Origin of the sequence: Paraburkholderia sp. SECH4, assembly GCF_030511745.1 — a bacterium.
Lineage (GTDB): Bacteria > Pseudomonadota > Gammaproteobacteria > Burkholderiales > Burkholderiaceae > Paraburkholderia > Paraburkholderia madseniana.
In genome coordinates this window covers 47,758-62,564 of record NZ_JALOCP010000019.1, presented here as the reverse complement: position 1 = coordinate 62,564, position 14,807 = coordinate 47,758, and the positions used below count along the sequence as shown (strand labels likewise).

Annotated in this window: 11 protein-coding genes and 1 pseudogene; 1 reads left to right on the top strand and 11 read right to left on the bottom strand. The window is 62.6% G+C overall.

The features are described from left to right. Positions 1-32 precede the first annotated feature (32 nt). From M0D67_RS24015 to M0D67_RS23965, 11 genes are all read right to left on the bottom strand, one after another. Positions 33-257: a hypothetical protein gene (locus tag M0D67_RS24015; protein ID WP_266239868.1), complete on the bottom strand. Its 225-nt coding sequence runs from the start codon at positions 255-257 to the stop codon at positions 33-35. Beyond that, entirely contained in the window at positions 254-703 is a 450-nt protein-coding gene (locus M0D67_RS24010) for a T6SS effector amidase Tae4 family protein (protein WP_266239866.1), read from the bottom strand. Before M0D67_RS24010 ends, M0D67_RS24015 begins: the two co-directional genes overlap by 4 nt. A gap of 161 nt (positions 704-864) precedes the next feature. Beyond that, positions 865-1,422, bottom strand: a complete 558-nt coding sequence (locus M0D67_RS24005) for a PAAR domain-containing protein (RefSeq protein WP_266239993.1) — start codon at positions 1,420-1,422, stop codon at positions 865-867. A 337-nt stretch (positions 1,423-1,759) separates the two neighbouring features. Beyond that, positions 1,760-2,764, bottom strand: coding sequence for a formimidoylglutamase (hutG, locus tag M0D67_RS24000; protein ID WP_266239864.1), 1,005 nt, complete (start codon positions 2,762-2,764; stop codon positions 1,760-1,762). After that, positions 2,761-3,534 carry an amino acid ABC transporter ATP-binding protein gene (locus tag M0D67_RS23995; RefSeq protein WP_266239862.1) on the bottom strand — a complete coding sequence of 258 codons (774 nt, stop codon included), beginning with the start codon at positions 3,532-3,534 and terminating at the stop codon, positions 2,761-2,763. Before M0D67_RS23995 ends, hutG begins: the two co-directional genes overlap by 4 nt. Continuing rightward, positions 3,531-4,199, bottom strand: coding sequence for an amino acid ABC transporter permease (locus M0D67_RS23990; RefSeq protein WP_266239860.1), 669 nt, complete (start codon positions 4,197-4,199; stop codon positions 3,531-3,533). Before M0D67_RS23990 ends, M0D67_RS23995 begins: the two co-directional genes overlap by 4 nt. Positions 4,200-4,216: 17 nt before the next feature. Next, complete coding sequence (locus M0D67_RS23985) at positions 4,217-4,972, bottom strand: transporter substrate-binding domain-containing protein (RefSeq protein ID WP_171927857.1); 756 nt, start codon at positions 4,970-4,972, stop codon at positions 4,217-4,219. Positions 4,973-5,063: 91 nt separating this feature from the next. Beyond that, positions 5,064-5,813, bottom strand: a complete 750-nt coding sequence (locus M0D67_RS23980) for an IclR family transcriptional regulator (protein ID WP_266239857.1) — start codon at positions 5,811-5,813, stop codon at positions 5,064-5,066. A 226-nt stretch (positions 5,814-6,039) separates the two neighbouring features. Then, entirely contained in the window at positions 6,040-6,930 is an 891-nt protein-coding gene (locus M0D67_RS23975; RefSeq protein ID WP_266239855.1) for a transglutaminase family protein, read from the bottom strand. Further along, on the bottom strand, positions 6,927-9,611 hold the full coding sequence (locus M0D67_RS23970) for a circularly permuted type 2 ATP-grasp protein (protein WP_154562851.1): 2,685 nt from the start codon (positions 9,609-9,611) through the stop codon (positions 6,927-6,929). The genes M0D67_RS23975 and M0D67_RS23970 overlap by 4 nt, the downstream gene beginning before the upstream one ends. A 46-nt stretch (positions 9,612-9,657) precedes the next feature. Beyond that, on the bottom strand, positions 9,658-13,131 hold the full coding sequence (locus M0D67_RS23965) for a DUF2126 domain-containing protein (protein WP_266239852.1): 3,474 nt from the start codon (positions 13,129-13,131) through the stop codon (positions 9,658-9,660). 311 nt (positions 13,132-13,442) lie between these two features. Here M0D67_RS23965 and M0D67_RS23960 point away from each other — a divergent pair. After that, a pseudogene (locus M0D67_RS23960) lies at positions 13,443-14,504 on the top strand (putative zinc-binding metallopeptidase); the annotation flags it as partial. Positions 14,505-14,807 lie beyond the last annotated feature (303 nt).

Below are 14,807 nucleotides of genomic sequence, written 5' to 3'. Positions count from 1 at the left end.
TTATTGCGAAGCAAAGCACCGGGCAGCATAAACTAACGTGCTCGACTGCGAAGGCGTGATTTCACCATGATCCGGCCGGCGACAGCAAGCACGACACCACCGGCCAATGCACAGCGAAGGGAGAAAATCAAAGCTCGCACGCCGCACTCATCACCACACTCGACCATCGAAGGCGGCAGAGCGAAAAACAGCCCAATCAAGCCACCGACGATAGCTCCGCTGACGAATAGCGCAAGTACTTGCATCGCAGTCTTCATGCTATTTCCCAAAACAGAATCTGCTTCGCGTCCGCGAGATTGGAGAAAAGATTCTCTGGACCGACGCCGATAAGAGACAAGGGATTCCAGACCTTTGGAATGCCAACGTCAAACCTTAATGTAGTTTGCGTACTCGGCGTGAGGCGTTCGCCATTCCATAAGTCGATATGATCGCCCGAAGGGTCTTTCTCTTTGAGCGAGCGACGCCAGTAGCTTCCAAAGAAGATAATACCGGTCCTGCCCTCCACACGCGTCTGCCATTCTTTTCCTGTTACCGTCTCCGGTAGAGGGCAGCCAGCAAACGGGCGCCGATAAAGCCACTGTGCGACCTCCTTCGCCCGAAGCATGTGGCAGGGCGGATGCCCATGGAACCAGCACTTTTCGCCTTTGAAAGACTTATTGGTAATTCCCACGTTCGCGAGGCAGGTGCCAAGGCGGACGCGCATTCGTCTTCGAACGCTGGCTTGCCCGTCGATGGGTCAATGCATGGCTCGTTCTTGGGATAGGCTACCCATAGCTCGGAAAACGTAGCCACTTTCAACTCCACGATCTTGACGGAGCCAGGCGTTGAGTTCGTTCTAACTACGGTTTTCTTGTTGGGCATTGCTTAGACTCCATCCTGTCTCGCGAGAGCATCATCGCCCCAATATACGGTGTAGTTATCAGAAACTGCGGTATATACGCGCGGTAGGCGGCAGCCGGATTCGAGCCTCCCCGAGAACACGCGCCCGTCTTCGGTTTCGATGAAATAGGGGTAACCTTCAATCCGCGCTCCGCGTCTCGCTTCGACCTGTTCGTCATAGGCGCCTAGCAGCACGGACGCGACACCACCGCCCGCGGTCCTCGCAGAAGCCACCACTCCCATCGTCTCGGCAAGATCGTCGAACCGGGCATTGCGTTGCATTGATGCAACCATGCGAGGCGATCGCGTGCAGCCGCAGAGCAGAATATCGCCGTCGAGCGCGATTTCGTTGCCGTGGTGTTTCCGGCGGCGCGGCCCGCCTGCCTTGGCGATAACGCCAGTACTCTTGCAGGCGTTGCAGCAAACGCCTGCGCCAATCATCGCCGCCTGATGTCCGTAAAACGTTGTGGGCGGCCCCACGTATGGCTCGATCGCGCGCCCCGTCTCTGGCTGATCGCCGATGCAGATATACAAACGGAGCATGTGAATCACTCCGATTTCGCCAGACCTGCGATTGTGAGGCCGCCGGTAGTCGTTGTGATGCGTCCGCCTCTCTCCTCCAGTGATCCTATTGTGGCGAACGGACAGGTCGTTTCTTTGCGTGCGTTATGTGTCATGCGTCAGTCTCCTGGGGGTTGAAAAAATCTTATTCCGAGAGACTGGCGTTTCCTGTCTGCGAGTGGTACTGGACAACGCTGAAAAATGCACACGAAAAGTCCGAACGTGTGTAAGAGCAAATAAAAAACGGCTCGCCGGAGTAATCCGGTGAGCCGTTTTGTCTTGCGACCTTTTCAATGCCGCACGGTGCAGTTAGCGTGCATTAAAGCAACCGATACGCCAACCTCGCCGCCGCCCTCGCCGTGCGCTTATCCTGATCGAGCGACGGGTTGTACTCCGCAATATCCGCCGCGCGCAGCTTGCCCGACGCACGCACGCGCTGCACCATCGCTTCGACCACCGACAAGGGCACGCCCAATGCGGCAGGCGCCGATACAGCCGGCGCGGTAGCGGCCGGGAGCACGTCGAGATCGATGGTCAGATAAACGTCGTCCGCTGAATCCAGCAATTGCTGGAGATCGTCCAGACGCTGCGGCAATTGCGGCTCCTGCATGTTGATGTCGAGTACGTAGCGCACGCCGAGTTCCTCTGCATGCGCGAACAGCGAAGCGGTGTTGCCCAGATCGCTGATACCGAAGCAGGCGTAGTTGAACGGCACGCCCCGCTCGGCGCAGTCGTTCGCAATCTGATCGAACGGCGTGCCCGAATTGGCCGGCCGCTTCTGACGCAGATCGAAGTGAGCGTCGAAGTTGATGATGAGTAGCTTGCGGGTTGCGGTTGCCATGGCCTCAGCTCGAGCCCCATCCACGCGATCCTCATGCAAGCGCAAACCGCTATATGTCCCCCACGCAACCTCGTGCCCGCCGCCGAACACCAACGGCTGGCCGCCGTTCGCGAGCACGTCGCTCACCACGTTCGCGAGTTCCGCCTGCGCGCCTTCGAGGTCGCCGTCGTCGCACACCACATCGCCTGCATCGGCGAGCGTCGTCATCGACGTTTTCGCCGGCAGACCGGCCAGCACACGGCGCAATTCCTTAGGTGCTTGAGCCGCGCCAACGCGTCCCTGATTGCGCCGCACGCCTTCGTCAGAACCAAAGCCGACGATCACAGTCGCATCGCTTTCAGCGCATGGCGCAGCGCGTAAAACATCCTCATGCCGCCGCGCGCCGCCAAACGGCACCACCTGATTGAAAATACGCCGGGTATCGCCGGGCTCACCATCATCAGAACGGCCGCTCCATACCTTGTCGTCGAATGGAACTCTCATGCGCGCGACAACACCGCCTGCAGAAAGGCCCGCGTGCGCGGCTGCGACGGCGCCGAGAAGATTTCAGCAGGTGGCCCCGCCTCGACGATCACGCCGCCGTCCATCACCACCACCACGTCGGCGACTTCCTTCGCGAAACCCATTTCGTGCGTGACGACGACCATCGTCATGCCTTCGCTCGCGAGCAGCTTCATCACTTGCAGCACTTCGCCGACCAGCTCGGGATCGAGCGCGGAAGTCGGCTCGTCGAACAACATCACGCGCGGTTGCATCGCTAACGCGCGAGCAATGGCAACGCGCTGCTTCTGACCACCCGACAGGCTCGCCGGCATCACATGCGCCTTGTGAGCGAGGCCAACCTTTTCCAGCAGCGCGGTTGCAGCCGCTTCGGCTTCGGCCTTGCTGGCGCCACGCAACATCCGCGGACCGACCGTGATGTTATGCAGCACCGACAGATGCGGAAACAGATTGAACGACTGAAACACCATGCCCACTTCGGTGCGCAGCGCATTCAGCGAGCGCTCCTTGAGCATCGCCCCATGATCGACCAGCCGATGCCCGCAGATATCGATCGTGCCGCCTTCTGCCTGTTCAAGCCCATTGCAGCACCGCAGGAAGGTACTCTTGCCCGAGCCGCTCGGCCCGATCACGACCACCACCTGCTGCGGCTGAATGTCGAAGTCGATGCCGTTGAGCACGGTATGCGAACCGAACGATTTGGTCAGCCCACGAATGCTGACGATAGGTTCATCTACTTTTACTGTGTTCATTGCACCATCCCTCCTGCACGCAAGCGGCGCTCCACACGATGCAGCGCGTAATTCGTCACCTGCGTCAACACCAGATACACCAGCGCGATGGCCAGATACACTTCGAGCGAACGGTACGACACGCTGATGATCTTCTGGCCTTCATGCATCAGATCGTCGATCGTCAGCAGCGACACCAGCGCCGAGTTCTTGATCAACGCGATGAACTCGTTGCCGAGCGGCGGGATCATCCGCACGATCGCCTGCGGCAGAATGATTGCGCGCATGGCCTGCCCCGACGACATGCCGATCGAACGCGCCGCTTCCATTTGCCCGCGATCCACCGACTGAATCGCACCGCGCACGATCTCCGACACATAAGCCGCCGAATACAGGCCAAGCCCAAGCATCCCGCACACGAAAGCCGGCAACAGAATGCCGAATTGCGGCAAGCCGAAGAACAGCAGGAAAAGTTGCACGAGCAACGGCGTGCCGCGAAAAAATGTAAGGTACGCCGTACAGAAGGCGTACACGACGCGCCGCTTCGGCGTGAGCCGGCCGATACCGATCAGCAGGCCCAGCACGCAGCTCAGCGCGAGCGCGGCGGCGGTCACTTCGACCGTCACCAGCGCGCCATGCATGATGTCCGGCCAGCCGGTAATCACCGGCGAAAAGTCGAGTTCCATTGTGTCCGCTCAGCCGGTTATTGCGCGGTGGCGCCGAACCACTTCTTGACGATCGCGGCGTACGTGCCGTCGGCCTTGATCTTCGCCAGTGCCGTGTTGAATGCCGCCTTCAGTTGCGGTTCGTCCTTGCGCACGGCGATACCGTAGGCTTCGGTCGTCAGCGGCTTCTCGAGCACGCGGAAACCGCCGCGCGTCTTCACCAGTTGATAGGCGGCCGGCTTGCCGGTCACAGCTGCATCAGCACGGCCGATGCCCACCAGGTCGAACATTTCCTGATTCTTTTCGACTTCGACGCGGTTGATTTGCGGGTAGTTGTCGCGCAGGAAGTTGACCGACTTCGTGCCCACCTGGACCGAGACTTTCTTGCCGTTCAGGTCGGCGACCGACTTGATCGGCGAATCGCTTTTCACCAGCGCGACAAGGCCGCCCGCGTAGTACGAATCGGTGAAGTCGACCACTTTCGCGCGCTCATCGGTGATGTAGATGCCGGAGATCGCCACGTCGAAACGATGCGCGATCAGGCCCGGAATCAAGCCTTTGAAGTCGATATCGGTCCATTGCACGCGTTTGCCCATCGCTTTCGCGAGCGCATTCATCATGTCGACGTCGAAGCCGGTGCGCGCGCCGTTTTCGGTGTATTCCATCGGCGGGAAGGTTGCGTCGGTGGCGACGTTCAGCACGTCCGGCGTTTGTGCGGAAGCCGCGTCGGAAAAGCCGGCAAACGTCACCGCAAACGTGACGCATGCGAGGGACAACAGTCGATTCAGTTTCATGGGAGGGCTCCTTGTGGTTTGTTCGGTTCGTTCAGTTTGTTCAGTTCGTTCGGTATCCAGATCGAATACGGCCGCGAGCGGCCCTGCCCGATCAATCGGTTTGCATATGCTCGGAAATAGCGCGGGCCGTACGTAGCGTCCCGTCGATGAATTGGCTTTCGCGGCCGATGGCGCGCGTGGACGGCGCCATCAGCGTGATCGACGCGCTGCTTCCGGCACCGCGTCCGCTGCGATGAAATATCGGGGCGCTCACGCCCCACACGCCCGGATCGACTTCGCTGTCGCTGACGGCATAGCCCTGAGCGCGAATCTGTTCGAGTTCGGCTTCGATCGCGGCACGGCCGGCGGGGTCGTCGTCGAACAGGTTGTCGAGTACTTCCGTGCGTGCCTTGTCGGCCATGAACGCCAGCAGCGATTTCGCCGAGGCGCCGGCTTTCAGCGGCACGGCGCGGCCTTTTTCGAACGAGCAACGCAATGAGTGCTGGCTGTCGACCATTTCCAGGCACATCACCTGATGCTTGACCGCGACCACCAGCCCGATGCTTTCCTGCGACGCGCGCGCCAGTTGCTGCATCTCCGTGCGGCTCGCTTCGACGAGCAGCGAATTCACGTCGAAACCCAGTGCGAGTTGCAGACTGATCGGACCCGGCGCGTAATGCCCCGCGTTTTCAGCGACGAAACCCCAGCGCTTGAGCAGCGCGATTTGCCGGTACAGCGTGCTTTGCGCGAGACCGGTGACAGCGAGCAGATCCTTGACCGACATGGCCTTGCCATGACTGGCGAGCGCCGCCAGCACCAGCAGCACCCGTTCAGCCCCTGTCACACCCTGTTCCGCGTTCACGATGAAAACTACCCACAATGAATAACGGAATCAGAATGCCAGAACATTCTCGGATTTCAAAAATTGGATTCCCGACGAGTGGGAATGAGAAGAGAGGGTTTTCCCCGAAAGCGGGATAAAAGAGCGTGCCGCAGCGAACGCGCGGCACGTCGAGCGGATTCGCCCAACTAGAAAGTGGCTTGCTGAAGGGGTAAAGCGAGTAGAAGCGGCCGGTAAAAGCCGCAGCCTAGAGCGCGAGCACCGTCACGCCGACCTCAACCCGATGCGCCCCGCCCCCCAGGATCATCCCGCGCAGCAAGGACACGTCGCTGTAATCGCGCCCAATCGCGAGCGTCACGTGGTCCATGTCGGCGAGTACGTCGTTGGTGGGATCGAGATCGATCCAGCCACTCTCCGGGCAATACACGGACACCCATGCATGCGAGGCATCCGCACCGATCAACCGCGGCTGCCCAGGCGGCGGATCGTTGCGCAGATAACCACTCACGTAGCGCGCCGGCAAACCCAGCGAACGCAAACAGCCGATCATCACCTGCGCGAAGTCCTGGCATACCCCGCTCTTCAATTCGAAGGCGCGCTCGGCGGGCGTGTCGAACATCGTCGCCGAAGGTTTGTACGCGAAGTCTTCGTGAATCCGGTGCATCAGATCGATCGCACCCGCCACAATCGGCATGCCGGGCGGAAAGCTCGGCAGCGCATAAGCGCGCAACGACGGGCGCGGCACGATGTTAGGCGATGCAAAGCAGAACTCCACCTCGGGCCGGAACTCGCCGCCGACCCAGAAACGCAACTCGTCCGCCACGCACTCCCATTCCGGCGTTTCCTCGGGGTCGAGGTCGGTCCAGCGCGGCATGAGCGCCACCGTAGTTTCGCTGACGAGTTGCAGGCGCTCGTGCGGGGCGTCCAGCGCGAAGTACAGGACGTCGTTGCCGAATGCATCGAGACGGCTGGTCTGATACGACGGTTCCGGCTCGATCTTTTCGCTGTGCGAGACCACACGCTGCCACGCACAGGCGATCGGCCGGATCGTCGCGAGATGCTGGGCGGTCTCCACATACGTGGAGTAGTGGTAGGTCGTGCGATGCGAGACGGACAAGACGGTCGGCGCGTGCTTCATGACCAGACCTGAGAAGCCACCGTACTGGCATGGCTGAAATAGCGCGCGCTGATCTCATGCGCCGCCGCGCCGACATAGCCGCCAATCTGATCGCACACCGCAATCAGGTCGGCGTATGAATCGTCTTCGTCGATGGCGCACAGCGATTCGAGTGCCGGCAAGGAAGCGGCTGGCGGCATCAATTCCGCAAACGGCCGATGCCGCATGCTGCCCGCCGCCACGGCGATCTCGTCGAGCTTCTTGCGCAGGCGCTCATAGACGCCATAGACGCCGCGCGGATTAGTGGGCTCGATCACCAGCAAATCGAGCAAGGCGGGTACTTCGAAACGGCCCGGATACAGCGAGCGATACGTCAGCGTGCTGTCGAACAATTGCAGCAGCAGATCGAACCCGGCTGGTGTCGAGAGCTGGCCATTATCGGCGACCACTCGCAGGAACGACGTCATCGCCGACACGCGTTCGATGTGCCGCCCGACGAATAGCAGACGCCACGCTTCGTCGCGTGTCATGCGGTCGCCTTGCGCGCCGCTGATCGCCGATAGCTGCACCGACAAACGTTCAAGCGCGTTCATCAGTGTCACACGGTCATAACGATCGTAGCGTTCGCTGCGCTCAGCGCGACCGTTACCATTCGCGCCGCCCTGCGATGAACCACTACCACTGCCGTTACCGTTACCACCACCATTGCCATTGCCGTTGCCCCCCGCAGCCGGCATCAACGTCTGCAATGCATCGCGGAAGTCGTTACGCGCCGCGAGAATCGTGCGCCAGTGATCGTTCGACAAACGCCCACGCACTTCGCCGTTTGAGCGTGCTTGCCATGCGAGGTTCTGGCCAATGCTCGTGGGGCCGGTGCTTTCGCTCAGATTCGCGACCAACGCACGCTCGAACACTTGCGGCGAATTCGGCGCAAACATGTCGCCGGATTGCACGAGACCGCAATGCATGGCGAGCTCGACCAGCGTGGGGAACATCGCATCGGCGTCGTTGCCTTCCAGCGAGCCGAGAATCAGGCGCAACAGCCGCACATTGTTTTCGGCGCGTTCGCCATAACGTCCGGCCCAGAACAGGTTTTCCGCCGCGCGGCTCGACACGGTGCGATGCTTGCGCGCGAGGTCGGCGGGTTGCATCGGCGAGGGCAGCAGCGTGAAGGTCGACGTCGGCTGACTCGACAGCACCCACGTGTCGACGCTACTGCCGCCGTACTGCATCGACACCGTCGCCTGGCGCTCGGCGGCCATCCGCGTGAAACCGCCTGGCATCACATGCCAGCCGCCGTTGACGTCGGCAATCGCATAGACACGCAGTACCGACGGACGGCGGCCAATGGTGCCGTCTTCGTAACGCGGCGTGCAGGAAAAGCGCTGCGGCTGCTGGATCGTATAGGCATCGGGCATCGCTTCGATGCGTTCACGCCATGTCGACAGCCGTTGCCTGCCCTGCTCGATCCCGGGCGGCGCATCGCGTGCCGCGACCGGCCAGGTCGGTACGATGAACGCTTCGTCCAGACGCCCGAATGCGTGGACGCGCGCCGCCTTTTCGCCGCACCACCAGGTGGCCACGCTCGGCAGCACGAGGTCTTCGTCGAGCAAAACTTCGGCGATGCCCGGCAGAAAGCCATGCAAGGCAGGCGATTCGACAAAGCCCGAACCCGGCACGTTCGACACGATCACATTGCCCGCACGCATCACCTGCAACAGGCCCGGCACACCGATGCTCGAATCCGCGCGCAGTTCGACCGGATCGCAGAACGCATCGTCCAGACGCCGCAACACGACGTGCACGCGTTCGAGACCGGCGAGCGTCTTCAGATACAGCATGTCGTCACGCACGGTCAGGTCTTTGCCTTCGACCAGCGTGACGCCGAGATAGCGCGCGAGAAACACGTGCTCGAAGTAGGTTTCGCTAAACGGTCCAGGTGTGAGCAACGCGATATGGGGCAAACCATCGGCGCCCGAACTGTCGTGCGCCATGGTGGCCTGAGCAGCCTGCGCAAGCGTCGCGATCAGTTGCGAATAGGTCGGGGCGAGGCGGCTTACGCGCATCGCGCGGAACGGTTCGGCGAACAGCGTCGACACGATCAGCCGGTTTTCCAGCGCATAACCCAGGCCGGATGGCGCCTCGGTGCGATGCGCCATGACCGTCCAGTTGCCGCCAGGCGTACGCGCCAGATCGACGGCAACCACCTGCAGATATTGCCCGCCAGGCGGTGTGAAGCCCTTCACGGAGCGCAGGTAACCCGGATGCCCGAACACCAGCGCGGGCGGCAACTGCCCCCGATCGAGCAAGGTCTGCGGCCCATAAATATCGGCGACGATGGCATTGAGCAGATGCGCGCGCTGCGTCACGCCACGCTCGATATGCGCCCACTCCGCCTCGCTGATCAGGAACGGCAGCAGGTCGAGCGCCCACGGCCGCGGCTCGCCGTTATCCGCGTAGACGTTGTAGCTGATGTCGTTGTCGCGGATCTGCTGCGCGATCGACGCGCGGTGATCCTCCAATCGCGCGATGCCGTCTTCGCCGAGCCGCTCGAAGAACTGCCGCCACGGCTCGCGCAACACGCCCGAGGCGTCGCGTAACTCGTCCCAATGTCCTTCGTAGGCCGGCAACAGCCGCAATAAGGACGAAGCGTCCGCGCGCGCCGCGGACGTTTCGAAAGGAAAAGTCGATTGAAAGGCCAAGGTCGTGTCGTTCTTAAAAGTGTGCTGCCGCTTTCAGTCTACCAGGTTACCAGTAGCGCAGGTCCAACGTAAACGGAAACTCAAGGCTGCGCTGCGGTACACCGACCGTGAGCGGCCCCGGCGTATGACCGGATGCGAAGAAGCGTGCGCGCCGCCGGCTTTCGGCCTCGTAGGCGTTGACCGGGAAGGTCTGATAGTTGCGCCCGCCCGGATGTGCGACATGATACTGGCATCCGCCGACCGAGCGGCCAGTCCATGTGTCGACCAGGTCGAAGGTGAGCGGCGCATCCACACCGATGGTCGGATGCAGCGCCGACGGTTGCGCCCAGGCGCGAAAGCGCACACCGGCCACATATTCGCTGACGCGGCCCGTCGGCTGAAGCGGCACCGGCACACCGTTAACCGTCACCACATGACGGTTGTCGTTCAAACCGAGCGCGCGCACTTCGAGCCTTTCCACCGACGAATCCACATAACGCACCGTGCCGCCGGGTGAGCCCTCTTCGCCCATCACGTGCCACGGTTCGAGCGCGTTGCGGATCGTCAGCGAGACGCCGTTCACTGTGGTCGCGCCGACCAGCGGGAAGCGGAATTCGAAGTGCGGCGCGAACCAGCTGCTCTCGAAGGCGAAGCCCGCCTGGTTGAGTTCGCCGAGCACGTCGTCGAAATCCATCTTCGCGAAGGTGCCGAGCAGGAAGCGGTCATGCAGTTCCGTGCCCCAGCGCGTGAGCCGCTGCGTGTACGGCGTGTGCCAGAAGCGCGCCACCAGCGCGCGCAGCAGCAACTGCTGCACGAGACTCATGCGCGCATGCGGCGGCATTTCGAAGCCGCGCAATTCGAGCAGGCCGAGGCGGCCAGTCGGACCATCGGGCGAATAGAGTTTGTCGATGCAGAACTCGGCGCGGTGCGTGTTGCCCGTCACGTCGATCAGGATGTTGCGCAACGAGCGGTCGATCATCCACGCCGGCAGGTTTGCGCTGTCGCGGCCGCCGAGCAGATCGATCTGCCGCTGCAACTCGCGGAACGCCACCTCCAACTCATACACCTGGTCGTTGCGCGCTTCGTCGACACGCGGCGCCTGGCTCGTCGGCCCGATAAAGAGCCCGGAAAACAGGTACGACAGCGACGGATGGTTATGCCAATACGCGATCAAACTGGCCAGCAGATCGGGACGGCGCAGGAACGGACTATCAGCAGGCGTCGCGCCACCGAGCACGAAGTGATTGCCGCCGCCGGTTCCCGTATGCCGGCCGTCGGTCATGAACTTCTCGCTGCTCAGATAGCTCTCGGCCGCGGACTGATACAGGTACTCCGTGTTGTCGACCAGTTGCTCCCAGCTCGAAGCCGGATGAATGTTCACCTCGATCACGCCTGGGTCCGGCGTCACCTGCAGGACCTTCAGGCGCGCATCGCGCGGCGGCGGATAGCCTTCGAGCACCACCTGCATCTGCAACTCGGCGGCCGTCGCTTCGATCGCCGCAAGGAGGTCGAGATAGTCGTCGAGTTCGGTGAGCGGCGGCATGAACACATGCAGCAGCGAGCGGCCGCTGCCGAACGCTTCGGTTTCCGCCTTCGGACCGGCGGCCCGTTTCGGGTCGCGCGCTTCGACGCAGATCGCCGTACGCAACGTTTCCTTCGACGACTGCCCACGCTCCGGCGGCTGCTGGTCGCCTGACTGAGGCGCAAAGGCCAGCACGCCGCTGCCCGCCATGCCGCTCAACAAATCCGCCGCTGACGACGACAACGCCGCCGCACGCCGCGCATCGGCGGCGCTCAAGGTGCGCTGCTCGCCGTCGTATTGCATGCGCAATTGCGCAGCCGGGCGCAATGGCACCGGTGGCGCAAACGGATCGTGTGCGTGCTGATACGGATAGTCGGTCTTCGACACCCACGGCAGCGAATCGAGCGGCAAGCGATAACCCATTGGCGAATCGCCGGGAATCAGGAACATGCGTTCGTCGCGGAAGAACCAACGGCCGCTGACCCACTTCGGCGGCTCGTTCGGCACGTCGCGTTCGCGCGCGAGCGGCAGCACAAAACCGGTCGCGCCGCCCAGGCCCGCGTCGAACACGCGCCGCAGACGCACGCGCTCCAGCTCGTCATCCAGACGCGCATCGAGCGGATCGACGTTGACCGGCAGACGGCGCTCGCGCCACAGGTAGTACCAGACGTCTTCGAAGCCGGGCTGGATGCAGTCCGTGTCGAGCGAAAGTTTGCCCGCCAGATGAGAAAGGAAACGCTGGGCGTCGGCGGCCGTGTAGGTGCCCGGCTCGCGTTCGTCGGCGAATAGCGTAGGGTCTTGCCAGCACGGCTCGCCGTCGGCGCGCCAGTAGAGCGACATTGCCCAGCGCGGCAACTGTTCGCCCGGATACCACTTGCCCTGGCCGATATGCAGAAAGCCGTTAGCGCCGTAGCGCGAGCGCAGCTTGTCCATCAGTGCGACCGCGTAGCCGCGTTTGGTGGGGCCGAGGGCGTCGGTGTTCCATTCGGCGGCGTCGCGATCGCGCACCGACACGAAGGTCGGCTCGCCGCCCATCGTTAGGCGCACGTCCATCTCGGTCAGGCGCTGGTCGACCTGCTCGCCCATTTTGACGACGTCGCTCCACACTTCTTCGGTGAAGGGCTTGGTGACGCGCGGCGTCTCCAGTACCCGTTCGATCGACATGGTGTGCTCGAACTCGACTTCGGACTCGTCGACCGCGCCGGAGATCGGCGCCGCGCTGCCGGGTTCGGGCGTGCAGGCGACCGGAATATGGCCCTCCCCGGCGAGCAGGCCGGAGGTCGGGTCGAGGCCGATCCAGCCCGCGCCCGGCAGATAGACCTCGCACCATGCGTGCAGGTCGGTGAAGTCGACTTCGGTGCCGCTCGGGCCGTCGATGGATTTGACGTCGGGCGCGAGCTGCAGCAGGTAGCCGGAGACAAAGCGCGCCGCCAGCCCCAGTTGCCGCAACGTCTCGACCAGCAGCCAGCCCGAATCACGGCAGGAACCCGCGGCGCTCACCAGCGTTTCCTCGGGCGTCTGCACGCCGGGCTCCATGCGGATCAGGTAGCGGATCTCGCGTTGCAGCCGCTGATTCAGCGCGACGAGGAAGTCGGCGGTGACCATCGGCTTGCGGTCGATACTCGCGACGAACTCGGCGAAGCGCGGCGTCATGGCCCGCTTGACGAGGTACGGGGCAAGCTCCAGCGCGAGGCCGGGTTCATACTCGAACGGAAACCGTTCCGCCGACGGTTCGAGAAAGAAGTCGAACGGGTTGTAGACCGCCATCTCGGCGACCAGATCCACGGTCACCTTGAATTCGCGGGTCTTCTCGGGGAAGACGAGGCGCGCCTGATAGTTGGCAAACGCGTCCTGCTGCCAGTTGATGAAGTGTTCAGCCGGTTCGACCCGCATCGAATAAGACAGAATGGGGGTCCGGCAATGCGGCGCAGGCCTGAGACGCACGACCTGGGGCGACAGCGCAACCAGCCTGTCGTAGCGGTAATGTGTGACATGATTCAACGCAACGCGTATGGACACACCGGACTCCTGGACAAGGGATGGCAGCCCGCCAAAAAGCAAGCTTCATGCCGTGGATCGAAAAACCGCGTGAACTGCCTGTACCGCCCGGATTACAGCCTGCTGCGAAGTTTGCCGCATCTGTCGACCGTCCGGTCGATCGATCAGCGCGCCTTTCCACTGCCTTTTCGGTAGCCGCGCACCAAAGCGGCGCAGCGCCGATGCACGATCATGCACGTAATGTGCGTTAAACCAGTGACGTCTGGCAAATGCTGCATGAAGATTGCGCGTCGGCTTCGCTCCACGACTGCCCCCACACCCAGGCTCTATCGATGAAAACCTTCCACTGCAATCGCTGCTCGCACCTTGTGTTCTATGAAAACGTTCGTTGCGAACGGTGCGAGGCATTGCTCGGATATGTGCCTGAACTGGCCGAAATCAGTGCCTTCGAAGACGCCGGCGAAGGCCGCTGGCGCAGTCTGCATCCGCGTGGCGAGGGTGCATTGTTCCGGCAGTGCCACAACTACGCGGTCGAAAATGTCTGCAACTGGATGATCCCCGCCGACTCGCCCGACACGCTGTGCCGCGCCTGTCAGCTTACGCGCACGATCCCGAATCTGAGCGCGCCGGACAACCGGCTCTACTGGTACCGGTTGGAGATGGCGAAGCGGCGTCTGCTGTACACGCTGGCCGCGCTCGGCCTCGACGTGCTCTCGCGCAAGGACGATCCCGAATACGGGCTGGCATTCGAATTCCTCGAAGACGGCGACGACGGCGAGCGCGTCATGACCGGCCACGACAACGGGCTCATCACGCTGAACATTGCCGAAGCCGAAGACGCCTACCGCGAAAAGGTGCGCAGCGCGATGGGCGAGCCCTACCGCACGCTGCTTGGCCACTTCCGCCATGAGACGGGCCACTACTATTTCAGCCAACTGGTCGAGAACGACCCGCGCTGGCTCAAGCCCTACCGCAAGCTATTCGGCGACGAGCGCGCCGACTACGGCGAAGCGCTGACGGCCTACTACCGCGACGGCGCACCGAAGGACTGGCAGGCCTCGTATATCAGCGCCTACGCGACGATGCATCCCTGGGAAGACTGGGCCGAGACGTGGGCGCACTACATGCTGATCGTCGACGTGCTGGATACGTCGACGTCGTACGGCCTCGCCTTGTTGCCCGACGACCCGAGCGAGCCGACGCTGACCGACCGCACGCCCGTCGAAGACGCGAGCTTCGAGAATTTGATGAAACGCTGGTTTCCGCTCACGTATGCCTTGAACAGCCTGAACCGCAGTCTCGGCATGCCCGACGGGTATCCGTTCACGCTGGCCTCGCCGGTGGTGGATAAGCTGCGGTTCGTGCATCGGGTGATTGCGGCAGCCGGCGACAAAACGCAACCGCGCGAAGCGGCGAAGCCGGCGCGTAAAGCCGGAACGGGGCAGGCGCCGTTAAAGACGGCGCAGGCTGGGGCGTTGCAACCGGTGGCGGCACAACCGGTCGCGCAGCCGGTGCCACTGGCTGCGCCACAACCGGTCGCACAACCCGTCATGTCACAAGAACCCGTGCAGGCACCTGTCATGGAGACAGCCGCGTCGTCAGCGCCGCCGTTGCAATCCGGACCCGCCGCCGCCAAAGCAGCACCCGCCAAGCGGGCCGCACGCCGGCGTTAGTCCAATTGCAATAACCGCACATGG

Coding starts and splice junctions, on each gene's coding strand:
- M0D67_RS23975 (WP_266239855.1), bottom strand. CDS start 6,930: ATGAAGCACGCGCCGACCGTCTTGTCCGTCTCGCATCGCACGACCTAC.
- M0D67_RS24010 (WP_266239866.1), bottom strand. CDS start 703: ATGCGCGTCCGCCTTGGCACCTGCCTCGCGAACGTGGGAATTACCAAT.
- M0D67_RS23985 (WP_171927857.1), bottom strand. CDS start 4,972: ATGAAACTGAATCGACTGTTGTCCCTCGCATGCGTCACGTTTGCGGTG.
- hutG (WP_266239864.1), bottom strand. CDS start 2,764: ATGAGAGTTCCATTCGACGACAAGGTATGGAGCGGCCGTTCTGATGAT.
- M0D67_RS24005 (WP_266239993.1), bottom strand. CDS start 1,422: ATGCTCCGTTTGTATATCTGCATCGGCGATCAGCCAGAGACGGGGCGC.
- M0D67_RS23995 (WP_266239862.1), bottom strand. CDS start 3,534: ATGAACACAGTAAAAGTAGATGAACCTATCGTCAGCATTCGTGGGCTG.
- M0D67_RS23990 (WP_266239860.1), bottom strand. CDS start 4,199: ATGGAACTCGACTTTTCGCCGGTGATTACCGGCTGGCCGGACATCATG.
- M0D67_RS24015 (WP_266239868.1), bottom strand. CDS start 257: ATGAAGACTGCGATGCAAGTACTTGCGCTATTCGTCAGCGGAGCTATC.